Below are 18,643 nucleotides of genomic sequence, written 5' to 3' on the forward strand. Positions count from 1 at the left end.
AAGCTCACGGCCAGCGACCAAGGCCCGATACCGGAAGGGCAAGATCCGGCCCGTCGGGATCAGCTACGACCGGGCGCTGCAAATCGCGATGAAGATCATCCGGTAGCCGGGCGCGGCTATGCCGCGGTGAGGGGGCGCACTGCCCCCTCACGCTCCCCCGCTTGCCAGGTTGTCCACAATCCCCGTCAACTCTCGGGCGCGACGCGACGTTGCGCGTACGGTCGAGCAGATTCGCTCTGAGAGAGGAACACGATGAACTTCATCAAGCTGGCCGTCACCACCTACCAAACCGGATCCACCCGACCCCAGATCGGCGCCGACGACACGTGGATCAACCTCGAGCAGGTCGTTAGCGTCGAGGAACGCCTGGGCAGCAACACATTCGACGAAGCAGTGCTCGCAGGGTCGAAAACAGAGGAGTTTTATCCCTGCGTGCTGCTGCACACCACCGACAGCCACAGCCATTTAGTGCCCATCGGGGTGTATCCCGATCAGGGCTCCGCGTTTCAGGCTCTGGTTACCTTCATGCCCCTGGTGATCGCAACCCCCGCCACCACACGCTGGGATGACCCGAGCGCCGCGGGTCTGGTCTGAATGGTGCGCGTGTCGCGGCCCTGTGTTCGGGCCCGAGGCCTGGCTTTATTCGGCCTTGAGACTTCGGTCAGAATACGGACGTGCGATTTTCGCGCAAGCTGCTGCACTACCAGCGCCGTCCAAAATAATAGTGCCATTAAATATAATGACGCTATTAGGGTTTATAGTTACAATCACGGCAAACACACCAATACGGTCAATGCAGTGAATACCCGTAATGCCGGTAATAGCGTTATTGTAGGTTTCATCCCGGAAGGATCACCTGATGCCTAAGACGCTCAACCGCTCAGCGCTTGATCGAGTCATTGCTGTCATTAACGGCAAAGGCGGAGTACTGAAAACAACCCTCACCGCCAATATCGGCGGGATGCTCGCCGCAAGTGGGTACCGTGTCCTCCTGGTCGACCTCGACCCGCAGGGAAACCTCGCGGAGGACTTGGGCTACACAGACGATGAACGAGGCGACGACGGTGCAGCGCTTGCGCGCGCGCTGATGTTCGGTGGGGGAGTAGAGCCCATCAAAGGCATCCGTCAGAACCTCGACGTTTTCGCGGGTGGTCTCCAACTCGACAAAGCGACCGGCGGCCTCGCTGTTATGGCCAACAAAGATCCCGACGAGGCGAAGCTTGCCGTGGCGCGCATCCTGGAGCCGATCGCTGCGAATTACGACATGATCCTTATCGACTGCCCACCAGGAGACGAGACACTCCAGACTGCTGCGGTCGCCGCCGCCCGTTACGCGCTCGTACCAGTGAAAACAGATAAGTCCAGTCGAAAAGGACTCACCGCAGTTGCTGCACGCCTCGACGCGGTGCTGGACATCAATCCCACCCTCGACCTCCTCGGGGTTGTCCTGGTGGACGTGGGCACCCCAAGCCAACGTAAAAACAGGATTGTCTTGCGCGCTTCAGAAATTGATGCACGCAAACACATCGCCGAACTGTTCAACTCCGATCACGACGTGGTTCTGACAGCCACCGTGCGCCACTCCGAAGCCACAGCACACGCCACCCGCGAAAAGGGACTGCTCGTCTATGAACTCGACGAACACGTCCGCAAAGGACCGAAATGGTTCGAGATCCGGCGAGGGGACGCCGAGGCGAGCACCCTCGCCCCCCAGGCAGCAGGGTCCGTCGCGGACGACCTTAAAGCGATCACTGACGAAGTCGTTGCCCGAATTACCGCGGCCGAAACACAGGAGCAATCAGCATGAGCGATGCACCGGACCGCACAATCGTCGGACTTACCCCACGCGCCACCCCTGACCTGTCACGAATGCAGGCTCGTAACAGGCCCATACCGCCCGCCGAAGAACCACCGGCAGCGGGAAAGTCAACTGTCGAGCCCGCGAAAGCGGCTTCTGCTGTGAAGAGCCAAGCTGTGGGGCGGATGCGCGCGGCGAAACAAGCCCCGCAAGCTGTCGCCGGCCCTAATGACCGGGTAAACGCCTACGTTTCCCCGGATCTCCACGAACGCGCCAAAGCTACGTTCAAAGCGACCCGGCACCTCGAGGGCGACATCAGCTGGTCCCAATATGTGGAACGGGCCATCCTCGCTGAAACCCAACGCCGCGAAGCTGAACATAACGCGGGGCAGGCATACCCCAGCAGCGGCACTCGACTGTCAGCTGGACGGCCCCTCAAATAGCATCGAAGCCAAGGGAGGTGACCGTGTGACCATCCCAAGCTTCGCGGCAGAGATGATTCCAGAATCCTCTCGGGATCATCAGCGCCCCGACTCAAGTGTCCGGAGGGTCCGAGATAGGTCAAACTGCTGACGACTGCAGAGGCGAGCGGAGCGAGACCGAGCCGCCGCCGCGGCGCTGTTGTCCGAGAGACATTTTTTCGTCTGTCTGGCCGGTCATCGTAGTTCGCTACCGCACCTTCGCTTCGGGCTTTCGCGGCATATCCTCACGATGTTCCGGTATTCCACGACCCTTCACTTCGGTGCTTCCGCTCTCAATCGATGCTCTTGCCAGACAGGCAAAAAAATCAGTTGACCAAGGGAGAAACACCATGACCGACACCACCACCACCGAGCTGCAGGGCCTCGAGGATCTCACCGCGGATGCGATCGCACGCGCGACGCTGTCGTGCCTGCTCGAGCCTGGAGACACCGACGCCGGAAGACTGGTCACACAGTTAGGTGCCGCCGACGCGCTGCGGGCGATCCTCAACACCGACACCGACACTGACGACGACGAGAGCAACGGTGGCGGCGGTGCGGGTGTGCCGGAGCAGTTGCGGGCTCGTGCGCAGCACCGGTTCACGCCGGGCACTCTCGCGATGGCTTACCGTGCGGCGGCCCAGTTCGGGGCAACGCTGGTGACTCCGGAGCACCCGCACTGGCCCACCCGTATGAACGACCTCGGGGACGCCGCCCCGTTCGCCCTATGGGTGCGCGGAGACAGCGAGATTCTGACCGATACCACCACCACGGCGATCGTCGGGGCGAGGGCGGCCACCGGGTACGGGGAGCACATCACGATGGACATCACCGCGGGGCTCGTCGCACGCGGGCACACGGTCGCGTCGGGTGCGGCGTATGGGATCGATGGGATGGCCCACCGGGCAGCCCTCGCCGCAGGGGGTCGCACCGTCGCCTACCTTGCCGGGGGAGTGGACCGGTTCTACCCATCCGGCCACGACGCCCTCCTAACCCGCATCGTGGAGCAGGGTGCTGTCGTGTCCGAGTTGCCGTGCGGGGCGATGCCCACCCGCTGGCGGTTCCAAGCCCGAGGCCGCCTCATCGCCGCCAACAGCACCGCGGTGCTGGTCACCGAAGCCGGGTGGCGCTCGGGGTCGCTGAACACCGCCCACCACGCACAGGCTTTGGGGCGTGGGGTCGGGGCGGTGCCGGGGCCGGTGACCAGCGCCGCCAGCGCAGGATGCCACCGCCTCATCCGCGACCACCACGCCACCCTCATCACCTGCGCCGAGGAAGCAGCCGAACTGTAGGGGCAGGGAGGCGGCGGCCGGCCTCCCGGGGCCGGCCGCTCGCCCCGGGCTCGTGCCTCACCAGGCGCGAGCGAGAAGACCAGGAAAGCGTGCGGAGCCGCCGGTGGCGGCGCTGACTGTTGAGAAGCCATTTTTTCGTCTGTCTGGCCGGTCACCGTAGTTCGCTTGCGCACCTGACGTTTCGGGCTTTCGCGGCATATCCTCACGCGCTTCGCTTGCTCCGGTATTCCACGACCCTCACACTCTCGGTGCTTCCGCTCTCAATCGATGCTCTTGCCAGACAGGCAAAAAAATCAGTTGAGCTAGAGGAGCAGAACCCATGACCGACACCATCACCCTCACCGGGCTTGTCGCCACCACACCGAGGAAGATCACCACCAGCGAAGGGCTTGATATCGCCTCGTTCCGCCTCGCCAGTACCACCCGCCGTTACGACCGGGGCACGAGCCGTTGGGTGGACGGGGACACCAACTGGTACACCATCACCGCATTCCGTGGCTTGGCCTGCAACACCGCCGAGTCCATCGACAAAGGACAGCGGGTCATCGTCACCGGAGCCTTGCGGATCCGCGAATGGGAGAACGGGGAGAGAACCGGAACAAGCATCGAGGTGGAAGCCGACGCCATCGGCCACAACCTCACCTTCGGCACCACCCAATTCACCCGCACACCCGCACCCGTCACCAGCGAACCAGAGCCTGCCGCGGAGGAGACAGGTATGGAGGAGACAGGCGTGGAGGAGGCGGATATCGCCGAGCTGCGGGCGAAGCTCGCTGGCGAGTAACCGACCTGGGTCGGCCTGCCCAGCAGGTCGGCCCACCAGGGGCGGCCCGCCCAAGGCAACAGCGCGCCGCCCGGCGCGGGAGGCGCTGTTGCTGGGTACGACGCTTGGCGCGTCCGGCGAGCCGGCCGCGCGGCGCATCATCGCCACGTACGCCCGGACGGGTGTCCGGTCTGATTCGCGCCCGCCGATGGCGGGGGAGCGGACCCCACCCAGGATTCGTGACGCTGACCAGCTCGTCGGTTCGGCGGCTGTCAACGATCATCGTGCCGCCGCTGGAGGGCAGGATCTCAGCGTCGAGCTCACCCGCGCACACCCGGCAGGGTGGCTCGGCAGGGTGGCCCCCGCCACGCGACAGCCCCATCAATTCCCACGAGCGCCGACGATGGGGGAGTAGGCGGGAGCGTCGCAGGAACTCTCCCCAGCGCTTGCCTTCCGGAAGAGGCGATCTTAGTTCGCTGCGCGGCTTACGTTTCGACCTTTCGCGGCATATCCTTCGCTACGCTTCCGGTATTCCACGAGTCGCCACTTCACCGCTTCACTCGGGGCGACCTCTCTCGCCGGAAGGCACACACCAGACAGGAGAGAGCACATGAACACCACCCACCAGAACCCCGCGATCATCGCCCAGGTCACCAAAACCGACCTCCACCCGGACGGGACCACCGAAACCACCGACAGCTACACGATCGCCTCCGTCGACGGGTACACCGTCCCCATCGACCCGATGGACAATCTCGAATGCGACAGCTGCCAATAACTGCAAGCGCTGACCGGGCACCACTGCACTGTCAGGGGTGCGCGGTTGGATCTGAAACACCACCCACCAGACAAGGGACACCACGATGGCCGTCAATGAGCAACACCGCCAGCTGCATGTAGCCGTGGAGCTTGCAGAGCAGGCGCGCACTCTCGCGCACTCGACACGGACCGTGCCGTCACCACCGGACTCCTATGATCTGCTGGCAGAGCTCGTCGGTACCCTCGACAGCCTGCAGCTGGTCTGTCAGCAACTCGCCGCCTGGCACACCGACACGGTCGACGGAAAGCACTACCAGGGCGAGGACAGCACCGGCGACGGAGCAACGGGAACCGTTGCTGCCGCCGCGAAACTCGACCAGGCCGCGGACGCGATCGCCACCGCGTCCGCCGCGGTCAGCGCCGCGCACACCGCCAACGGTGTCGTCCGCTGGTTCGACACCCCCCGCTAGGCGCGTGCGGAGCATCGCGACGAACGCAGGGCCCCGACAGGATCAGCGTTCGGGGCACCTCAGCTCGTGCGTTTCACGCCCGGCCATCGGGCAGTTTCTCGGGGCACCTAAACGGGCATCCACAAGCCTGGCGGTGCCGCGCCGCCGATAACGGCGGGGGAGTGTTCGCGGATCGTCCGGCTACCGGGCGTTAGCACGAAGGGCATGCTGCGACAATCGGGGATGACCATTCACAGCCTGACTCAGGAAATCACGTGGCAGGGAAGAACAGTCAAGTGGGACCGTTACGGTGATGGCCCAGCCCTGGTGCTTCTCCATGGAACGCCGTGGTCGTCGGCGCTGTGGCGGCCAATTGCTGACGCGCTCTGTCGCCAGTTCACTGTCTATCTTTGGGACATGCCCGGCTATGGGTCGTCTTCGAAGGACGCACCGCACAGGGTGGATCTTGGTGTCCAAAGTGAGATATTTGCGTTCTTGTTAGACCACTGGGGTCTCGATCGGCCCCACGTCATCGCACACGATTTCGGCGGAGTCGTCGCCCTTCGCGCCCGATTGCTCCTCGGCGCGAGCTACGCCTCTCTGTGCCTTGTTGACGTCGTCGCGCTCTCACCATGGGGATCACCGTTCTTCAACCTTGTGAGGCAGAACGCTGCAGTCTTCACCCAGCTACCACCCGCAGTGCATCGGGGCGCGGTGGAGGCGTACATCCGTGGAGCCAGCCACCGGGGTCTTCGAGAGGATGACCTCGAGATGTTGGTCTCTCCATGGATGAGCAACGAGGGTCAAAGAGCGTTTTACCAGCAGATCGCAGAAGCGGACGAGCGGTTCACCGATGAGGTAGAGCCGCTATACGAGAATCTAAGTGAACCGGTACACATTGTCTGGGGTGCTGAGGACACGTGGATACCGAAGGATCGCGCCGACCGGCTGCGTGCAGTGATTCCCCATGCTTCCATCTCGCTAATCCACGATGCCGGCCATCTCATTCAGCTCGATGCCCCTGCGGCTCTTTCCGCAGAACTCACCAGATGGCTTGCAGCCGGATTGGCATAAACCCCGTCCTGTGCCCCTAAGCGCGCGCGGTCCAGGATTGTTTGTCTTGCGGGTAAGTCGACTCACTCAAGGTCGGACCTGGCATGGGTCTGCCCGAAAGACGTTCCCGTTACGAGCATCATCGAGTGCTCGAGAACGAAGTGCCCGATAGGCGATCGCTATTCGTGCGCGGTGAGCGGACCCCTCAGCGTCCGAACTTCCCGGTCGTGCGCTTGGACTCCCAACGGTCAAGCTGGTGCAGTTCCTCCCGTGAATGACCGACTGCCGACATGGCTTCCTTGATGCGGGGGAGCGAAAGACTTTCTGAGGCTGCGCTTTCAAGCAGCTTCGGCATCATCTCATCGGTCTGCCCATTCCGATCCCACCCGTTGTTGCCGATGAAGTGCAGCGTTTCGAGGAGATCGTGCTGTTCCTTGGTGAAGCCGATCCAAGAAAGATTCGCGGGCGGAGGCGTCATGCCTCAATTCTGCTACTCGCCCTTCTCGCCCGTTAGTCGATCGTCTAACTAGCGTCTGCATAGCGCTCCCTGAGTGTTCCACTGTCTCATAACCAAAGTGCCTCGAAACCCATGGGATGCAACACAGTATTTGTAGTGTGTGCGCGGCGAGACCTCTTCTTTTCCTTGTGATTCGAGACGTAGCCGTAGCGGTGTACCTGCGGGGAGAAGGCTCACGATGGCTATCACTAAGTGCGATGGGGAGGTTGCGGCGTGCCTCGCTTGGTGCGGTCGAAGTACCGGGATGACTTATCCCGGCTTCCGCATGTTGCCATGTTGCACCAACGTCGCTTGCCGTTACGTGAAGTATCGAGAAACAGCCAGCCGCATGAGGGGCATTGCCCGAGCCTGCTGAGCGGCCCGCTCTGCAAGAGTTGAACGGCTGAAGCGGCAACCAAGTCTGGGATTTGTGAGGGATGCACCAGACTCCAGCCAGGGATCAATCGATCATCGACCATTTCCCAGGTCGCGCTTGACAGTGCCGCTGCGTGCCGGCTGACGATGCTAGTAAGAGGTCCGATCGGCATGGGCATCCCTCGTGCAACGTCGTGAAACACCGCGTACACAAGCTCCCGGAATTCTCGAAGTTCCGCGAGAACGGGAGGTTCAGCACTGGGCACGTGTCCATGGTCAAGCCCTGACGCTTTCAGCCAGGCGCTAAGACCTTCTGGGGTTTCCAGAAGGTCGCGTTTTGCCGTGGGCCGGGCGTTCACGGTGTTTGTGAAATCAAGACATAGCGAGTTCCCGGCCAGTTCGAAGGTCAACTCCATGACTGAACTCCTTGCGTGATGATATGTCAGCGTATCACCGCTAAAGCGGCGTTGACTGGTGATCGGGCGCCCGTTAGTCTCACTAGTGAAACTGGTTTTGATAGTGAGAAAGTGGTGTGATCGATGCGGGCAGCATCCCATGACCCCCAGTTGAGCGGACCCTTTCGCTGTCTATGGGCTGCAACAGCCTCCGCGAACCTTGCGGACGGTACGATCTTGACTCTTCTCCCGCTTCTGGCACTGACCATCACCGACGCTCCAGGAGAGGTCGCAGCGGTCACAGTTTCAGGCACCGCAGCATGGGCGATCTTTGGCCTCCCTGGAGGGTGGTTAGTTGACGTCGTTGACCGCCGCCGTTTGCTCGTAGTCGTTAACGTGTCCCGAGCGCTTCTTTTGCTTACGCTGATGGCAGTTTGGTCTGTTCTCGGTGGCAGCCTGCCGATTCTTATATCGCTCGCACTGCTTCTCGGTATGGGCGAGGTTCTTGCCGACAGCAGCTTCACTGCGCTGGTCCCCGAGGTTGTCCCACCTGTGCTGCGCGGGCGCGCCAATGCGCGAATTGAAACCACAATTAATGTACTCAATCAGCTAGCCGGACCGCCACTTGCGGGCCTTCTGCTCGGGTTCGGAGTGATAGCGGCAAGTGGCCTGCCTGCAGCGTTGTACCTGCTTGCAGTACCGGCGCTACTTCTCATGGGACGCCGAGCGGGCTCCCCGCGGATCGGACCACGTGACCGCGGGCGAAGGCACGCCAAACGCGGTGCATGGCACGCCGAGCTGACTTCGGGAATCCGGCTTCTCTGGCGCATCCCCATGCTGCGCTCCCTCACGGTACTCACCGCAGGCATGAATTTGGTGTGGGCGACATGGGGCGCATTGTTCGTGATCTACGCTGTTGGCCCGGGGGGCCTCGGCCTGACATCGATCGGCTATGGCGTGCTGCTAGGGGGAATGGCTTTGGGCGGGGTCCTCGTGGCGCCAGTCATCGATACCGCAGTTCGGAGAGTGGGCGTTCGGTGGGTGCTCTTTGCAGATCTGCTCGGCACGATATTCCTCGTGGCACCAGTTGCAGCGGGTCTCGGTCTCGCCCCGGTGGCGATCGGCCTAACTATCGCGGGCGCAGGGGCAACCGTGTGGCGCACGGTTGTGGCAACACTGCGCCAGAATCTAGTTCCACAGGCGTCTCTCGGTCGCGTCTACGCCGCCTCGAGGCTGCTCAGCTGGGGCGTCATACCCATAGGCGCAGCGGCGGCCGGTCTAATCGCAGAAGGCTTCGGGGTGCGCGTCGCATTCTTTGCGGCCATGCTCGTGGCTGTATCTGTGCTCTGCGGCTTCCTGCTGAGCCTCCGTCACACCGACCTGGAGAAACCATATGTGAAAGCGCAAGACGAGGAGGAACCGGAGGGGTGACCCGAAACTGCCCGTTGGCCGTCCCGCTTGCGGATGGTGGTGACCGGATCCAGTGCGCTGAGTCTGTAGTTCCTTCCAAAGCGGACGGATTGGCTCCGCTGAATGGCTCTGAGCAACGGTGTCGGTTGACAGCCGCCCGTCGTTCTTCAACCCATGTCGGCGATGGCATAGCGCTGCATGAGTTCCGCACCGAGCCGAGCTAGGTGGGTTTTGACCGAATCCGGTTCGATCACCTCAACCGCTGCGCCCCAGCCGGCGAGTTGTTCTGCGATGGATAGAGGCATCGGCGCCGTAATGCGCACCAGCGCGCGTCCGTCGTTGTCTAGGCCCAAGTCTTCGAAGTGTCGTCCAAATTGTGCGCGAAGGGCAGATGTCAGGTGGGAGTTGATAAGGATCGTTGCCGTCGCAAGCGATCGGTGCCGTTCGACCTCGACGACAATCAGCCACCATTCGCGGTTTAACTCGAAGTCGTCCGGCCGGTGATAGGCGACTTCGGAGGACTCCACTGCTGAGATGCGGTCGATTCGGAATGTCCGCTTTCCGGCCTCGGTCCCCGCGATGAGGTACCAGATGTTGTACTTACTAATCACACCCCACGGATCGACCAGCCGTCGCGTTTTCTGATGATCGCGATTCTCGTAGGCCAGCAAGACCTTGCGTCTGGCTGCGACGGCGTTTTGGAGTTCCGTGACCCACTCGGGGCGGTCGCGGACATCTTCTCCCCACTTAGTGTGGTCGATCGCAACGGCCGCGGCGGCAGCGTGAGCATGCTCGCGGAAGGTTTCCGGCAGAGCTTGGACTAGTTTTCGCAGCGCGGATCTCGCTCCCGGGTCGATGGACATTGCAGAGCCGGTTAGCAGGAACAGAGCCTTCACTTCGCTGGCGTTCAGCCCGGTCAAGTCGGTACGGGCACCGCCAACCAGGGACCAGCCTCCACCCCGCCCGGATTGCGGGTACACCGGGACACCTGCAGCGGATAGCGCCTCGAAATCACGCCGGCTGGTGGCCACAGACACCTCGAGTTCCGAGGCAACTTCGGCGGCAGTGACCCGCCCGCGAGCCTGCATCAGCAACAGGGTTGCCACCAAACGGTCCGCTCTCATATTCAGAAGTCTTCCACTGAAAGTGCTCACATGGTGCTCACTTTGGGTGGGAATACTTGAAGTTGTACAGCGGAGGTCGCGCCTCCGACCCAACTGAAGGAGTGTCAATGTTTCAAGGAATAGCAACGATCAGCTTTTACGCAGATGATGTGGCTGCAGCAGCGGACTGGTACGCAAAACTGCTGGGTATCCGTCCCTACTACGCGTTTCCGGCGCTGCCGGCGCCCGCAGCATATGTGGAGTTTCGGGTGGGCGATGATCAGGACGAACTTGGCCTCATCGATCGCAAGTACGCACCCCCAGGTGCAGCTAACGCCCCCGGTGGCGCAGTGACATTCTGGCATGTGGACGACCTGACCGAGACGGTTGAAAAGTTAACGGCGATGGGTGCCACACAGTACGAGGCCCTGACCGAGCGGGAAGCCGGCTTTACGACCGCGTCATTCATTGACCCATTCGGGAACATCCTGGGGGTCATGCACAACCCGCACTATATGGACATCGCGGCAGGCAGGAACTCCTCGTGAACGGTGTCGCCTCCACCCAGAAAGCTGCAAAGCGACCGACAGAACGAACAGTCGCGCAGAAGATGGGGATCAAACCCGGAACCCGCGCTTATCTGGTGGCTGCCCCACAACTCGCCGTGTCGGCCATGCAACTGCCGCCGCTCGCCATCGCACGTGAGCTCGCCGGCCAGTTCGACTATCTGCACCTATTCACAACGACTCAAGCGGAGATGGACGACCACTTCCCCAAGTTGAAGGAGAATCTGGCGCCCTCGGGGATGATGTGGGTGTCCTGGCCGAAGGCAAGAAAACTCAGCACCGACCTCACGCTTCCGACAGTAATAAGGGTCGGGTACTTCCACGGCTTGGTCGAAAGCACCTGCTTGAGCGTGAACGATACCTGGTCTGCGCTCAAATTCACCCACCCAAAGCCGGGAAAGCCGTATAACAATAGCTACGGAACACTCTTCACGCGCTGAGACGAGTGGATACCGCGGGTCGGTGCGGATGTGACCGGCATCAATTTTTCGAGTAAGTCCGTCAATGGCGCACACGCCCAATGCTTACCGCACAAACGTGGGTGGGCACTTCCCAGTAAAATATTCCGGTCGATTTCGAGCAAATGGCAGGGACTCGCAATCAACCGTCGATATGGTCGACCGATGAGCGGATCCTTCGGGCGAGAACTCACCGATCATGAGCGCGCGATTCTGCAGATGGCGATCGACACGATGCCAGTCGGTCGCGAGCAGGCGCATGCTCAACTCACGGTAGCGAAACATGGACGCCCCGCGCATGCGGGGACGCACCCGTGCTTCTTCATCACTGTGCCGAACGCGGTCGATCTAATACCTCCGGGATCGGAGCATCCATTGACACTTTATGTGGCACCGGATGAGCACACGGTTGGCACTATCGAGTTGTTCATCGAAGACGGCCGCCTCGACTCACTCGATTGGTCAGAAGTATCGCTAACTGACAATGCGCCAGAGGTCACCGAGTTTCCATCGCTGGCCCGAATCTTCACCGAAATGAATCTGGGTTAGTCCATCCTCAGAACAGTCCGCAAGATGTTCCCCTGAGACACGGGTCACGCTCCGCATAGGTTTGGAATTTCTGTGCGTGTGCTGCGTCGCTGATGGTTCGCGAGCCTCCCCCAGTATGCCGCTGACAGTTACGGCCAGGTCAGGCTTTGCGCGAGTCCGAGGAGGATTCCCTCGGGACCACGGATGTAACAGAGCCGGTATACGTTTTCGTACTGCACAACTTCGTTGCTGACGAGTTGTGCACCGTGCTTGTACAGACGATTCAGTGTCTCGTCGAGGTCGTCCACTTCAAACATGACGCGGAGGTAACCCAGCGTGTTCACCGGGGCTCTTCGGTTGTCGGCGATGACGTGTGGCGTGAGGAAGCGAGAGAGTTCGAGGCGGCTGTGACCGTCCGGAGTGCGCATCATGGCAACCTCGACCCGCTGATCGCCGAGACCGGTCACATGCCCCGCCCACTCACCCTCGACCATTGCTCGACCTTCGAGTTCGAGGCCGAATTCGATGAAGAACTCGACCGCTGCGGTGAGATCCTCGGCGACGATGCCTGTGTTGTTCATGGTGATTGCCATGATTCAGGCCAGTTCCTCACCGGCAAGACGCCGACCGATGTTCGTGAGGGCTTCGTCCCAGCCGTCGTAAACGAATCCATCGCCGGGCTTGCCGTCATATCCACGCAGATGGAATAAAGAGGTCTGTGCGTTCGCCCTGTGGAATGAGGGTGAGCGTGATCACCGGAGTCCCCTCGATGGGCGCATCAGGTTCGCCCCAGGTGAAGACGAGCCGATCGATAGGTTCCACTTCGAGGTACTCGCCTCCGGTCGGGAACTGCTCGCCGGTGTCCGCGTTCGTCATTGTGTAGCGGTATTGCCCGCCGACGCGAACGTCGAACGAGACGGAACCGGCGGTGACTCCGAACGGGTGTAGCCATTGCGCCAACTCGGCCTCCTCTGTCCAGGCTCGCCACACAAGCTCGCGCGGTGCGTCAAAGGTGCGGGTGATCGAGAACTGGAGAGCGTCGGGTGACGTGTTTGTCGTGTTCATTTTCTTACTTCCTGGGATTTGTGGTCTTCATGGTTTCGAGGTGGGTTTCCAGTGCGTCGAGGCGTAGATTCCAGTCGCGGCGATGCTTCTCAACCCAACCTGAAGCCTGGTCGAGAGATTTCGCCTTCATCGAAAGGGTTCGCCATTGGGCGTGAGCAGTGCGGGTCACCAGCCCTGCGCGCTCCAATACCTTCAGGTGTTGGGAAATGGCAGGGGCGCTCACCGCGAACGGCGCCGCCACCTCACCAACGGTCGACGGCCCTTGCGCGAGCCTCGACAGGATTTCGCGGCGGGTCGGATCGGCGAGCGCAGCGAAGACGAGACTCAGGGAGTCCGAAGCAACCATTTCACATACTGCTTAAATAAGACATGGCTTTATTAGGCACTAAGGCAGCGTAGATGTCAAGCGGGAGGTTCGGGATGGAAGTCGCCCGCACCATGTTTCCCTGCGATCACTCCTCGAAGATGGATCGCGCTTCTGTGTGTGGCGGCAAGGCGGCTGTGGTGCTTATCGAGGATGCGTGGGGCTCAGGCTCCAGGCGGGCGCACCTCGTCTATCGAGACGATGCGGCGCACCGGCGACAGTGCGACAGGCAGCGATGCGATTGCCATCACTGCTCCGCCGAGCACCGCGGCCGACCACGGGCCGAGTGCTGTCACGAGAATCCCGCCAGCGATTGCGCCCACCGACAGCGCACCCCAGGAGACCAGGCGATATCCCGCGTTCACCCGCGCTCGGAGCTCAGGGGCGACCGCGAGTTGCCGCAAGCTCACCGCCTGCGAGTTCGCGATTCCGATACCGATACCGGATACGAGGAAGGAAGCTGCAAGCGCGCCGATGCTCAGCGCCGTCGGGGTTGCTGCGGCCAGCACTCCGATCAGCGGCGCCGTGTTGCCCAAGAGGAGGGCTGCGACAAGCGACCGGCCGTAGCCGAAGCGGGCCGTGAGCCGACGGCTGAGGGTGCTGCCTATGAAAGCACCGAGTCCGCCGCACATCAGGATGATCCCGAGCACGAGAGGCCCGAAACCGTAGGTTTGCAGCACGAGGATTGTGAGCGCAAGGATCAGCACCTCGTTGCCAAGATTCCAGATGCTCGCCTCTGTCATAAGAGTCCGGAGCACGCGGTGGCGGGCGAGCAGCGCCATACCGACGCGAGCCTCGCCGAAGGCAGACCTGCGTTGCTCGCGGGGTGCTGGTGGGTCGTCAACGTGCACTCGGGCGATGAGGATACCGGATACCAGGTACCCAACGGCATTGACCAGTAGAGCGAATGGTGCCGTGAGCAGTTGCACGAGGGCACCACCCGCACCGGCGCCCGCGACGCCGATCGCGGACTGCGCAGCAGTGATTCGGGCGTTCGCATCGATGAGCTGGTGCTCGTCGACCACGAGCGGAATGAACGAGAAATCAGCAAGCGTGTACAGCACGGCGAGAGCTCCGATCAAACCCGCGACGGCGATGAGCATGGGGATGGTGAGCCACCCCGCGATCGCGAACCAGCACACCAACCCGAGCAGCAGCGCTCGCCCGAGGTCAGCGCCGATCATGAGGGGACGACGTGGATGTCGGTCGACGAGCACCCCGAGCCACAGGGTGAGTATCAGGTACGGCAGCAGCAACGCCGCACGGACGAACGACAATTCCGTGGCAGACGCACCCAGGGTCACGAGTGCGAGGACGGGAATGGCGAGCTCGCCGATCTCCGCGCCAAGGGCCGAGATCGCTCCGGCTCCCCAGACCCGTCGGAAGGGCGGACTGCTCCACGCGCTAGTAACCGTCGTCATACTGAAGAAGGTTACGAGAGCGACCGGCATTAGCGCAATGGCGGTTATATGCTGGGACGATGCAAACCTCAACGGTGGCTGCCGCGCCCGGCGAACTCGAGTTCGTGCGCGCATTCGTCAATACCTGGGATATTGAGTCGAACGTCGATCAACTCGGAGATCTTTCCCGCTGGCGCGTATGGGCGGCTACGCACGGCATCGGAGGAAGCGCATCCGCGGACGAGCTCGCCTTCGCCCGACACCTGCGCGAGGCGCTACGCGCGGGGATGCTCGCCAACCACGAGCGCGCTCCAATGCCCCACCACACTGCCGTCGCCCTCACGGAGGCAGCCACCCGAGGGCAGCTCTCGCTGCGCTTCGACACGACCGGAGCACGATTCGTCGGTGCGGGCAGCGGCGTCGACGGTGTCCTCGCGCGAGTGGCATCCGCCGTGGCATCCGCCGTGAATAATGCGAGCTGGTCGCGCCTCAAAGCCTGCATCAACGACCGCTGCCAGTGGGGCTTCTACGACCACTCCCGCTCTCGAACCGGTCAGTGGTGCTCGATGGAGATCTGCGGCAATAGGGCAAAGCAAGCGCGCTGGCGCGGGTCGACTCAGCGGTAAATATTCCCGTTTGGCACCCGTCGCCGCGCCGCTATATAGAGTCCGCTTCCCTATTCGAATTGCGTCGCCGGACGTTCCCTTCTGGCACACTTTAGGACCCACGCTTCGTTTGCCGTTTGCGCGCTCGACCTGCGGCGCGACCTTGCTGTCCGAGCCCCGCTAGCCCAGGGTTGTTCGCGGTAGTAGAGCGACATGGCGGGCGATTGGCTCTGCCAATACCATGTCAAAGATGACGTCCTCAAAGTCTCCAGTAATAGCGATCTCAGGCGTAGATCACCTCGTGATCTACGCGAGCGACGTTGCGCGCACAGTCGATTTCTACACGACCGTTCTGGGCATGTCGCATGTCATCTTCGAGGGCAGCTACCACGCCCTACGGTTTGGCGATCAAAAGATCAACATCCACGACGCCGCGCACCCGTTCGAGCCTCACGCCGCTCGAACGAACGCGGGTGGGCTTGATGTCTGTTTGCTAACCCAGATGCCGATTCTCAAAGTAGTTGAGCGGCTCCACGAGTGTGAGGTCGCCGTCGTCGAGGGACCCTGCCAACAAACTGGCGCACGAGGCACCATAACGTCGGTCTATATCAAGGACCCAGACGGAAACCTCATCGAGATCGCCACCTACTCGACATAGATTGCGAGCACGCGACGACACCTTTTCTCCGCGGCCTTCCTCAATGTTCGACGTGGGCCGCAGAAGGTCCCGCTACTGGTTCGCTTGTGCGCGCGATTGGTGCGTAGTCATGGACGACGCTTGCGGAACTGCTCGGGACAAGCAATCCGTCGCTGCCTCCCAGGCGAGCAGCGTCTGGCTTGACCATCTCGTTTCACCACCTGTACGGTACGTACCGTACGAGCGTACCGTACGAGCGTACACATACGGAGATGGGCATGAGTATGAATAAACATGGTTGGAAATTTGCTATTGGAGCAGTCATGGTCGTCGGGGGTCTGGTGTTGTTCTTCGCCTTTCTCAATATTGAAACCCCAGTGGTCGGTCTGCGTCAGGCGGGTTTGGTGATCGCGGTGCTTGGCGTGATTGAGCTCGCTGTAACTGCGTGGTCGATGAACCGCGCGAGACGATCGCAGAGCTAATGTCCGCCACTCGCTTGCTCGACGGTGTGCTGACCGTGCTCGCCGAGCAAGGAGTTGGAGCGCTCAGCGTCCGGAGCGTGGCCGCTGCGGCAGGCATTTCGAAGGCACAGGTGCAGTACTACTACCGGACTAAGAGCGAACTGGTGCGTGCAGGCTTCGACCATGCAGAAGAACAGTTCCTCGCAGACGTCCTGGCCGCGCAGGCCACGACCCTGATGGGCGTCGTGCATCAATGGCTCCCCCTAGACGATCGGCGCGAACGCCGTGCTCGCGTCTGGATCGCGTACGCCGCCATGTCGGCCGTCGATGCGGAACTGGCCGCGACTTCGGCGCAGCTCGATCAGGAACTTCGTCGATGGTTCACAGACCAAGGTCTCTCGGACCAAGCGGCCACGCAGCTCTTCGCGCTGATCGACGGCGTCACCATCCAGTGCCTCATGCTGCCCCTATCGGAACGTCGATCATTTGTTGAGCAGACGATCGTTCCATTTGTCTCGGGACTGCCAACATGCGCTTGAGGCGCGACTCGGCCGTTCGTAGGCTTGCGCACGAACCGACGATCCCGCACGGGTAGCAATTGCTGAATGCTTACCCTTGAGCGCCTCTTCCAGCGCGCTGACCCGGTAGCGGTTCTGCTGCGGACGCAGGCCGGGGGTGCTGAAAGGATGGTGACATCGATCCCATCTGGCTGCTCGTTGTGCTCATCCTCGTAGTCGCGTTCGCGAGCATCAGCATCGTCGGCGCCCTTCACCGAATTCGCGATGCGAGCGAAAAGACACTCGCAATTCTCGAGGCGCAGACTGCTTCCCAAAACCCTGGGACGCCATCTCACTGAAGGTTCCACTTGCGGGCCGCACCGCCTGCACGGTTTCTCGTATCCCGTGGGTTACGAGACACTTCGGTTACGAGACAGTGGACAGCCCCAATTCGGGTCGGCCGGAGTAAGTACGGCCCGCAAGCGGTACGAAAGCCGGCGCGATTCAGCACGAGAGCGGCCGTTACATCGCGGCCCACATTGTGTGTTAAAAGCCGCACCTCAGGGCCGCGGCTTAAGTGTCAGTCGGTACCAGGACCGCAGACGTTGCGGGACTCACGCGAAGCCGGTTCCTTATCGCTGCCAGTGCTCTCTTCTCGACTAGATGCCAGGAGGCCCACGCGACGGCGAGAGTGAGCGCCACGACGATAATCAGGTCCGTTACTAGAGCGAGGTTCGGCCAGGCTTGCCAGACAAGCTGCTGAATGAGGTAGCCCCAGAGGTAGACGCCGTAGGAAACATCGCCAAAACGTCCCGCTCGTCGGACGAATGGTGTCGCCCGGGAGCCCAGGCACAGCACCAGATATGGGAGGGTAATCCAAGTCATCACCTGTGCGAATTCTGGCGTCAGTGCACCGCCAAGCAGCCACGCCGGGATAAGAACCGCCGCTGGCCACAGGGGTAATCGATGCAAAGGTAGCTGCGATACAGCGGCTCCAATAGCAAAAAAGACCATCGCTGTCAGCGCTGGTCGCGGCCCATCGAACGATTCGAGGGGGAGGCTGCTTACGATCGCAAGCACAACTCCGACAACTGCGAATACGGCGGCGCGTGTGAATTCGTGTCGCGCCCGAAGAGCAACCGCGACGGTCGCCACAACCATCACCCCGACGTAGCAAAGAAACTCGGGTCCCAACGTCCATAGAACTCCGTTGACAACCGGTCGCGGGTTGGCCGCGAACACTCCAGGAAGTTCATACGACGCGACCAGGGTGACGTTTGTGAGATAGGTCCACGTCTGAGCGGACGTGAAGTAGTCGAGAAGGGGGAGCGCTGTCGCCAACGGGCCGAGCACAAACGTGGTGAGTACAACGACGACGATCAAAGCGGGAAAAATGCGTGAGGCTCTGCGGGCTAGGAACGGGAGAAGGCGCGGATCTCGTACCCAACTTGTCCCGACGAGGTAGCCACTTAGGGAGAAGAAGACGAAAACTGCGAGAGTGAACAGTGGGATCCCACCGATTCGAGGCGCGTGGCTTAGCCCCGTCAGCGGCCATGCGTGACCGACCACGACGGCCACCGCTGCCACCAGGCGGACAGCATCAAAATTGTTGTCGCGATTCACTTCGGCTCGCATGCGATCACGTTATCTCGCCACGCGCTGCGAATCGCAGTGCGAATCGCAAGGGGCTCCTTCCAGCCCCGCTTTA

At 61.7% G+C, this 18,643-nt stretch carries 24 protein-coding genes; 16 read left to right on the forward strand and 8 right to left on the reverse strand.

Annotated features, from left to right (window positions below; all coding sequences use genetic code 11):
* Window positions 1-252: 252 nt before the first annotated feature.
* The 8 genes from QMG83_RS15085 (at window position 253) to QMG83_RS15115 (ending at window position 6,596) form a co-directional block, all read left to right on the forward strand.
* Window positions 253-594, forward strand: a complete 342-nt coding sequence (locus QMG83_RS15085; RefSeq protein WP_283506245.1) for a hypothetical protein — start codon at window positions 253-255, stop codon at window positions 592-594.
* Window positions 595-859: 265 nt separating this feature from the next.
* Window positions 860-1,807: a ParA family protein gene (locus tag QMG83_RS15090; RefSeq protein WP_283506246.1), complete on the forward strand. Its 948-nt coding sequence runs from the start codon at window positions 860-862 to the stop codon at window positions 1,805-1,807.
* A 176-nt stretch (window positions 1,808-1,983) separates the two neighbouring features.
* A complete protein-coding gene (locus tag QMG83_RS15480) occupies window positions 1,984-2,241 on the forward strand; it encodes a ParB family protein (RefSeq protein WP_502949045.1) in 258 nt (85 codons plus the stop codon).
* A gap of 368 nt (window positions 2,242-2,609) precedes the next feature.
* Complete coding sequence (gene dprA / locus QMG83_RS15095; RefSeq protein WP_283506247.1) at window positions 2,610-3,551, forward strand: DNA-processing protein DprA; 942 nt, start codon at window positions 2,610-2,612, stop codon at window positions 3,549-3,551.
* Between the two features lie 319 nt (window positions 3,552-3,870).
* Complete coding sequence (locus tag QMG83_RS15100) at window positions 3,871-4,335, forward strand: single-stranded DNA-binding protein (protein ID WP_283506248.1); 465 nt, start codon at window positions 3,871-3,873, stop codon at window positions 4,333-4,335.
* Between the two features lie 589 nt (window positions 4,336-4,924).
* Complete coding sequence (locus tag QMG83_RS15105; protein WP_283506249.1) at window positions 4,925-5,092, forward strand: hypothetical protein; 168 nt, start codon at window positions 4,925-4,927, stop codon at window positions 5,090-5,092.
* Window positions 5,093-5,177: 85 nt separating this feature from the next.
* Window positions 5,178-5,543, forward strand: a complete 366-nt coding sequence (locus QMG83_RS15110; RefSeq protein WP_283506250.1) for a hypothetical protein — start codon at window positions 5,178-5,180, stop codon at window positions 5,541-5,543.
* Between the two features lie 222 nt (window positions 5,544-5,765).
* Window positions 5,766-6,596, forward strand: coding sequence for an alpha/beta fold hydrolase (locus tag QMG83_RS15115; protein ID WP_283506251.1), 831 nt, complete (start codon window positions 5,766-5,768; stop codon window positions 6,594-6,596).
* Between the two features lie 184 nt (window positions 6,597-6,780).
* On the opposite strand, the gene QMG83_RS15120 is transcribed toward QMG83_RS15115, so the two are convergent.
* The gene (locus QMG83_RS15120) at window positions 6,781-7,053 is read right to left on the reverse strand and encodes a hypothetical protein (protein ID WP_283506252.1); all 273 of its coding nucleotides are present in this window, start codon (window positions 7,051-7,053) and stop codon (window positions 6,781-6,783) included.
* A gap of 227 nt (window positions 7,054-7,280) precedes the next feature.
* On the reverse strand, window positions 7,281-8,003 hold the full coding sequence (locus tag QMG83_RS15485; RefSeq protein WP_502949043.1) for a CGNR zinc finger domain-containing protein: 723 nt from the start codon (window positions 8,001-8,003) through the stop codon (window positions 7,281-7,283).
* On the opposite strand from QMG83_RS15485, the gene QMG83_RS15125 reads away from it, so the two are divergent.
* Window positions 7,986-9,272, forward strand: coding sequence for an MFS transporter (locus tag QMG83_RS15125; RefSeq protein WP_283506253.1), 1,287 nt, complete (start codon window positions 7,986-7,988; stop codon window positions 9,270-9,272). The two genes, QMG83_RS15485 and QMG83_RS15125, sit on opposite strands and share 18 nt — an antisense overlap.
* A gap of 146 nt (window positions 9,273-9,418) precedes the next feature.
* Here the strand turns inward: QMG83_RS15125 and QMG83_RS15130 are convergent, their stop codons facing one another.
* Window positions 9,419-10,405, reverse strand: coding sequence for a helix-turn-helix transcriptional regulator (locus tag QMG83_RS15130; RefSeq protein ID WP_283506254.1), 987 nt, complete (start codon window positions 10,403-10,405; stop codon window positions 9,419-9,421).
* A gap of 77 nt (window positions 10,406-10,482) precedes the next feature.
* On the opposite strand from QMG83_RS15130, the gene QMG83_RS15135 reads away from it, so the two are divergent.
* The 3 genes from QMG83_RS15135 (at window position 10,483) to QMG83_RS15145 (ending at window position 11,927) form a co-directional block, all read left to right on the forward strand.
* Entirely contained in the window at window positions 10,483-10,902 is a 420-nt protein-coding gene (locus QMG83_RS15135; RefSeq protein ID WP_283506255.1) for a VOC family protein, read from the forward strand.
* Window positions 10,899-11,360, forward strand: a complete 462-nt coding sequence (locus QMG83_RS15140; protein WP_283506256.1) for a hypothetical protein — start codon at window positions 10,899-10,901, stop codon at window positions 11,358-11,360. Before QMG83_RS15135 ends, QMG83_RS15140 begins: the two co-directional genes overlap by 4 nt.
* Before the next feature lie 183 nt (window positions 11,361-11,543).
* A complete protein-coding gene (locus QMG83_RS15145; protein WP_283506257.1) occupies window positions 11,544-11,927 on the forward strand; it encodes a hypothetical protein in 384 nt (127 codons plus the stop codon).
* Window positions 11,928-12,055: 128 nt separating this feature from the next.
* On the opposite strand, the gene QMG83_RS15150 is transcribed toward QMG83_RS15145, so the two are convergent.
* From QMG83_RS15150 to QMG83_RS15165, 4 genes are all read right to left on the reverse strand, one after another.
* Window positions 12,056-12,499, reverse strand: coding sequence for a VOC family protein (locus tag QMG83_RS15150; protein ID WP_283506258.1), 444 nt, complete (start codon window positions 12,497-12,499; stop codon window positions 12,056-12,058).
* 94 nt (window positions 12,500-12,593) lie between these two features.
* Window positions 12,594-12,971 (reverse strand): SRPBCC family protein, encoded by a 378-nt coding sequence (locus QMG83_RS15155; RefSeq protein WP_283506259.1) that lies wholly within the window; start codon window positions 12,969-12,971, stop codon window positions 12,594-12,596.
* Between the two features lie 4 nt (window positions 12,972-12,975).
* Window positions 12,976-13,317: an ArsR/SmtB family transcription factor gene (locus QMG83_RS15160; protein ID WP_283506260.1), complete on the reverse strand. Its 342-nt coding sequence runs from the start codon at window positions 13,315-13,317 to the stop codon at window positions 12,976-12,978.
* Window positions 13,318-13,499: 182 nt separating this feature from the next.
* Window positions 13,500-14,756 (reverse strand): MFS transporter, encoded by a 1,257-nt coding sequence (locus QMG83_RS15165; protein WP_283506261.1) that lies wholly within the window; start codon window positions 14,754-14,756, stop codon window positions 13,500-13,502.
* Between the two features lie 59 nt (window positions 14,757-14,815).
* On the opposite strand from QMG83_RS15165, the gene QMG83_RS15170 reads away from it, so the two are divergent.
* The 4 genes from QMG83_RS15170 to QMG83_RS15185 all read left to right on the forward strand — a co-directional run bounded on the left by QMG83_RS15170 (window position 14,816) and on the right by QMG83_RS15185 (window position 16,977).
* Window positions 14,816-15,361: a CGNR zinc finger domain-containing protein gene (locus QMG83_RS15170; RefSeq protein ID WP_283506262.1), complete on the forward strand. Its 546-nt coding sequence runs from the start codon at window positions 14,816-14,818 to the stop codon at window positions 15,359-15,361.
* Between the two features lie 229 nt (window positions 15,362-15,590).
* A complete protein-coding gene (locus QMG83_RS15175) occupies window positions 15,591-15,998 on the forward strand; it encodes a VOC family protein (RefSeq protein ID WP_283506263.1) in 408 nt (135 codons plus the stop codon).
* Window positions 15,999-16,255: 257 nt separating this feature from the next.
* A complete protein-coding gene (locus QMG83_RS15180; protein ID WP_283506264.1) occupies window positions 16,256-16,459 on the forward strand; it encodes a DUF5708 family protein in 204 nt (67 codons plus the stop codon).
* Window positions 16,459-16,977 carry a TetR/AcrR family transcriptional regulator gene (locus QMG83_RS15185; RefSeq protein WP_283506265.1) on the forward strand — a complete coding sequence of 173 codons (519 nt, stop codon included), beginning with the start codon at window positions 16,459-16,461 and terminating at the stop codon, window positions 16,975-16,977. The genes QMG83_RS15180 and QMG83_RS15185 overlap by 1 nt, the downstream gene beginning before the upstream one ends.
* A 531-nt stretch (window positions 16,978-17,508) precedes the next feature.
* On the opposite strand, the gene QMG83_RS15190 is transcribed toward QMG83_RS15185, so the two are convergent.
* Window positions 17,509-18,570, reverse strand: a complete 1,062-nt coding sequence (locus QMG83_RS15190) for an acyltransferase family protein (RefSeq protein ID WP_283506266.1) — start codon at window positions 18,568-18,570, stop codon at window positions 17,509-17,511.
* Between the last annotated feature and the right edge of the window lie 73 nt (window positions 18,571-18,643).

It is taken from the genome of Salinibacterium sp. G-O1 (assembly GCF_030063305.1).
In the GTDB taxonomy this organism is placed as follows: domain Bacteria; phylum Actinomycetota; class Actinomycetes; order Actinomycetales; family Microbacteriaceae; genus Rhodoglobus.

Bases quoted from the DNA above. Each gene is read 5' to 3' on its own strand.
- QMG83_RS15085 (WP_283506245.1), top strand. From the start codon at position 253: ATGAACTTCATCAAGCTGGCCGTCACCACCTACCAAACCGGATCCACC.
- QMG83_RS15090 (WP_283506246.1), top strand. From the start codon at position 860: ATGCCTAAGACGCTCAACCGCTCAGCGCTTGATCGAGTCATTGCTGTC.
- QMG83_RS15480 (WP_502949045.1), top strand. From the start codon at position 1,984: ATGCGCGCGGCGAAACAAGCCCCGCAAGCTGTCGCCGGCCCTAATGAC.
- dprA (WP_283506247.1), top strand. From the start codon at position 2,610: ATGACCGACACCACCACCACCGAGCTGCAGGGCCTCGAGGATCTCACC.
- QMG83_RS15100 (WP_283506248.1), top strand. From the start codon at position 3,871: ATGACCGACACCATCACCCTCACCGGGCTTGTCGCCACCACACCGAGG.
- QMG83_RS15105 (WP_283506249.1), top strand. From the start codon at position 4,925: ATGAACACCACCCACCAGAACCCCGCGATCATCGCCCAGGTCACCAAA.
- QMG83_RS15110 (WP_283506250.1), top strand. From the start codon at position 5,178: ATGGCCGTCAATGAGCAACACCGCCAGCTGCATGTAGCCGTGGAGCTT.
- QMG83_RS15115 (WP_283506251.1), top strand. From the start codon at position 5,766: ATGACCATTCACAGCCTGACTCAGGAAATCACGTGGCAGGGAAGAACA.
- QMG83_RS15120 (WP_283506252.1), bottom strand. From the start codon at position 7,053: ATGACGCCTCCGCCCGCGAATCTTTCTTGGATCGGCTTCACCAAGGAA.
- QMG83_RS15125 (WP_283506253.1), top strand. From the start codon at position 7,986: ATGCGGGCAGCATCCCATGACCCCCAGTTGAGCGGACCCTTTCGCTGT.
- QMG83_RS15485 (WP_502949043.1), bottom strand. From the start codon at position 8,003: ATGGGATGCTGCCCGCATCGATCACACCACTTTCTCACTATCAAAACC.
- QMG83_RS15135 (WP_283506255.1), top strand. From the start codon at position 10,483: ATGTTTCAAGGAATAGCAACGATCAGCTTTTACGCAGATGATGTGGCT.
- QMG83_RS15145 (WP_283506257.1), top strand. From the start codon at position 11,544: ATGAGCGGATCCTTCGGGCGAGAACTCACCGATCATGAGCGCGCGATT.
- QMG83_RS15150 (WP_283506258.1), bottom strand. From the start codon at position 12,499: ATGGCAATCACCATGAACAACACAGGCATCGTCGCCGAGGATCTCACC.
- QMG83_RS15155 (WP_283506259.1), bottom strand. From the start codon at position 12,971: ATGAACACGACAAACACGTCACCCGACGCTCTCCAGTTCTCGATCACC.
- QMG83_RS15160 (WP_283506260.1), bottom strand. From the start codon at position 13,317: ATGGTTGCTTCGGACTCCCTGAGTCTCGTCTTCGCTGCGCTCGCCGAT.
- QMG83_RS15165 (WP_283506261.1), bottom strand. From the start codon at position 14,756: ATGACGACGGTTACTAGCGCGTGGAGCAGTCCGCCCTTCCGACGGGTC.
- QMG83_RS15170 (WP_283506262.1), top strand. From the start codon at position 14,816: ATGCAAACCTCAACGGTGGCTGCCGCGCCCGGCGAACTCGAGTTCGTG.
- QMG83_RS15175 (WP_283506263.1), top strand. From the start codon at position 15,591: ATGACGTCCTCAAAGTCTCCAGTAATAGCGATCTCAGGCGTAGATCAC.
- QMG83_RS15180 (WP_283506264.1), top strand. From the start codon at position 16,256: ATGAGTATGAATAAACATGGTTGGAAATTTGCTATTGGAGCAGTCATG.
- QMG83_RS15185 (WP_283506265.1), top strand. From the start codon at position 16,459: ATGTCCGCCACTCGCTTGCTCGACGGTGTGCTGACCGTGCTCGCCGAG.
- QMG83_RS15190 (WP_283506266.1), bottom strand. From the start codon at position 18,570: ATGCGAGCCGAAGTGAATCGCGACAACAATTTTGATGCTGTCCGCCTG.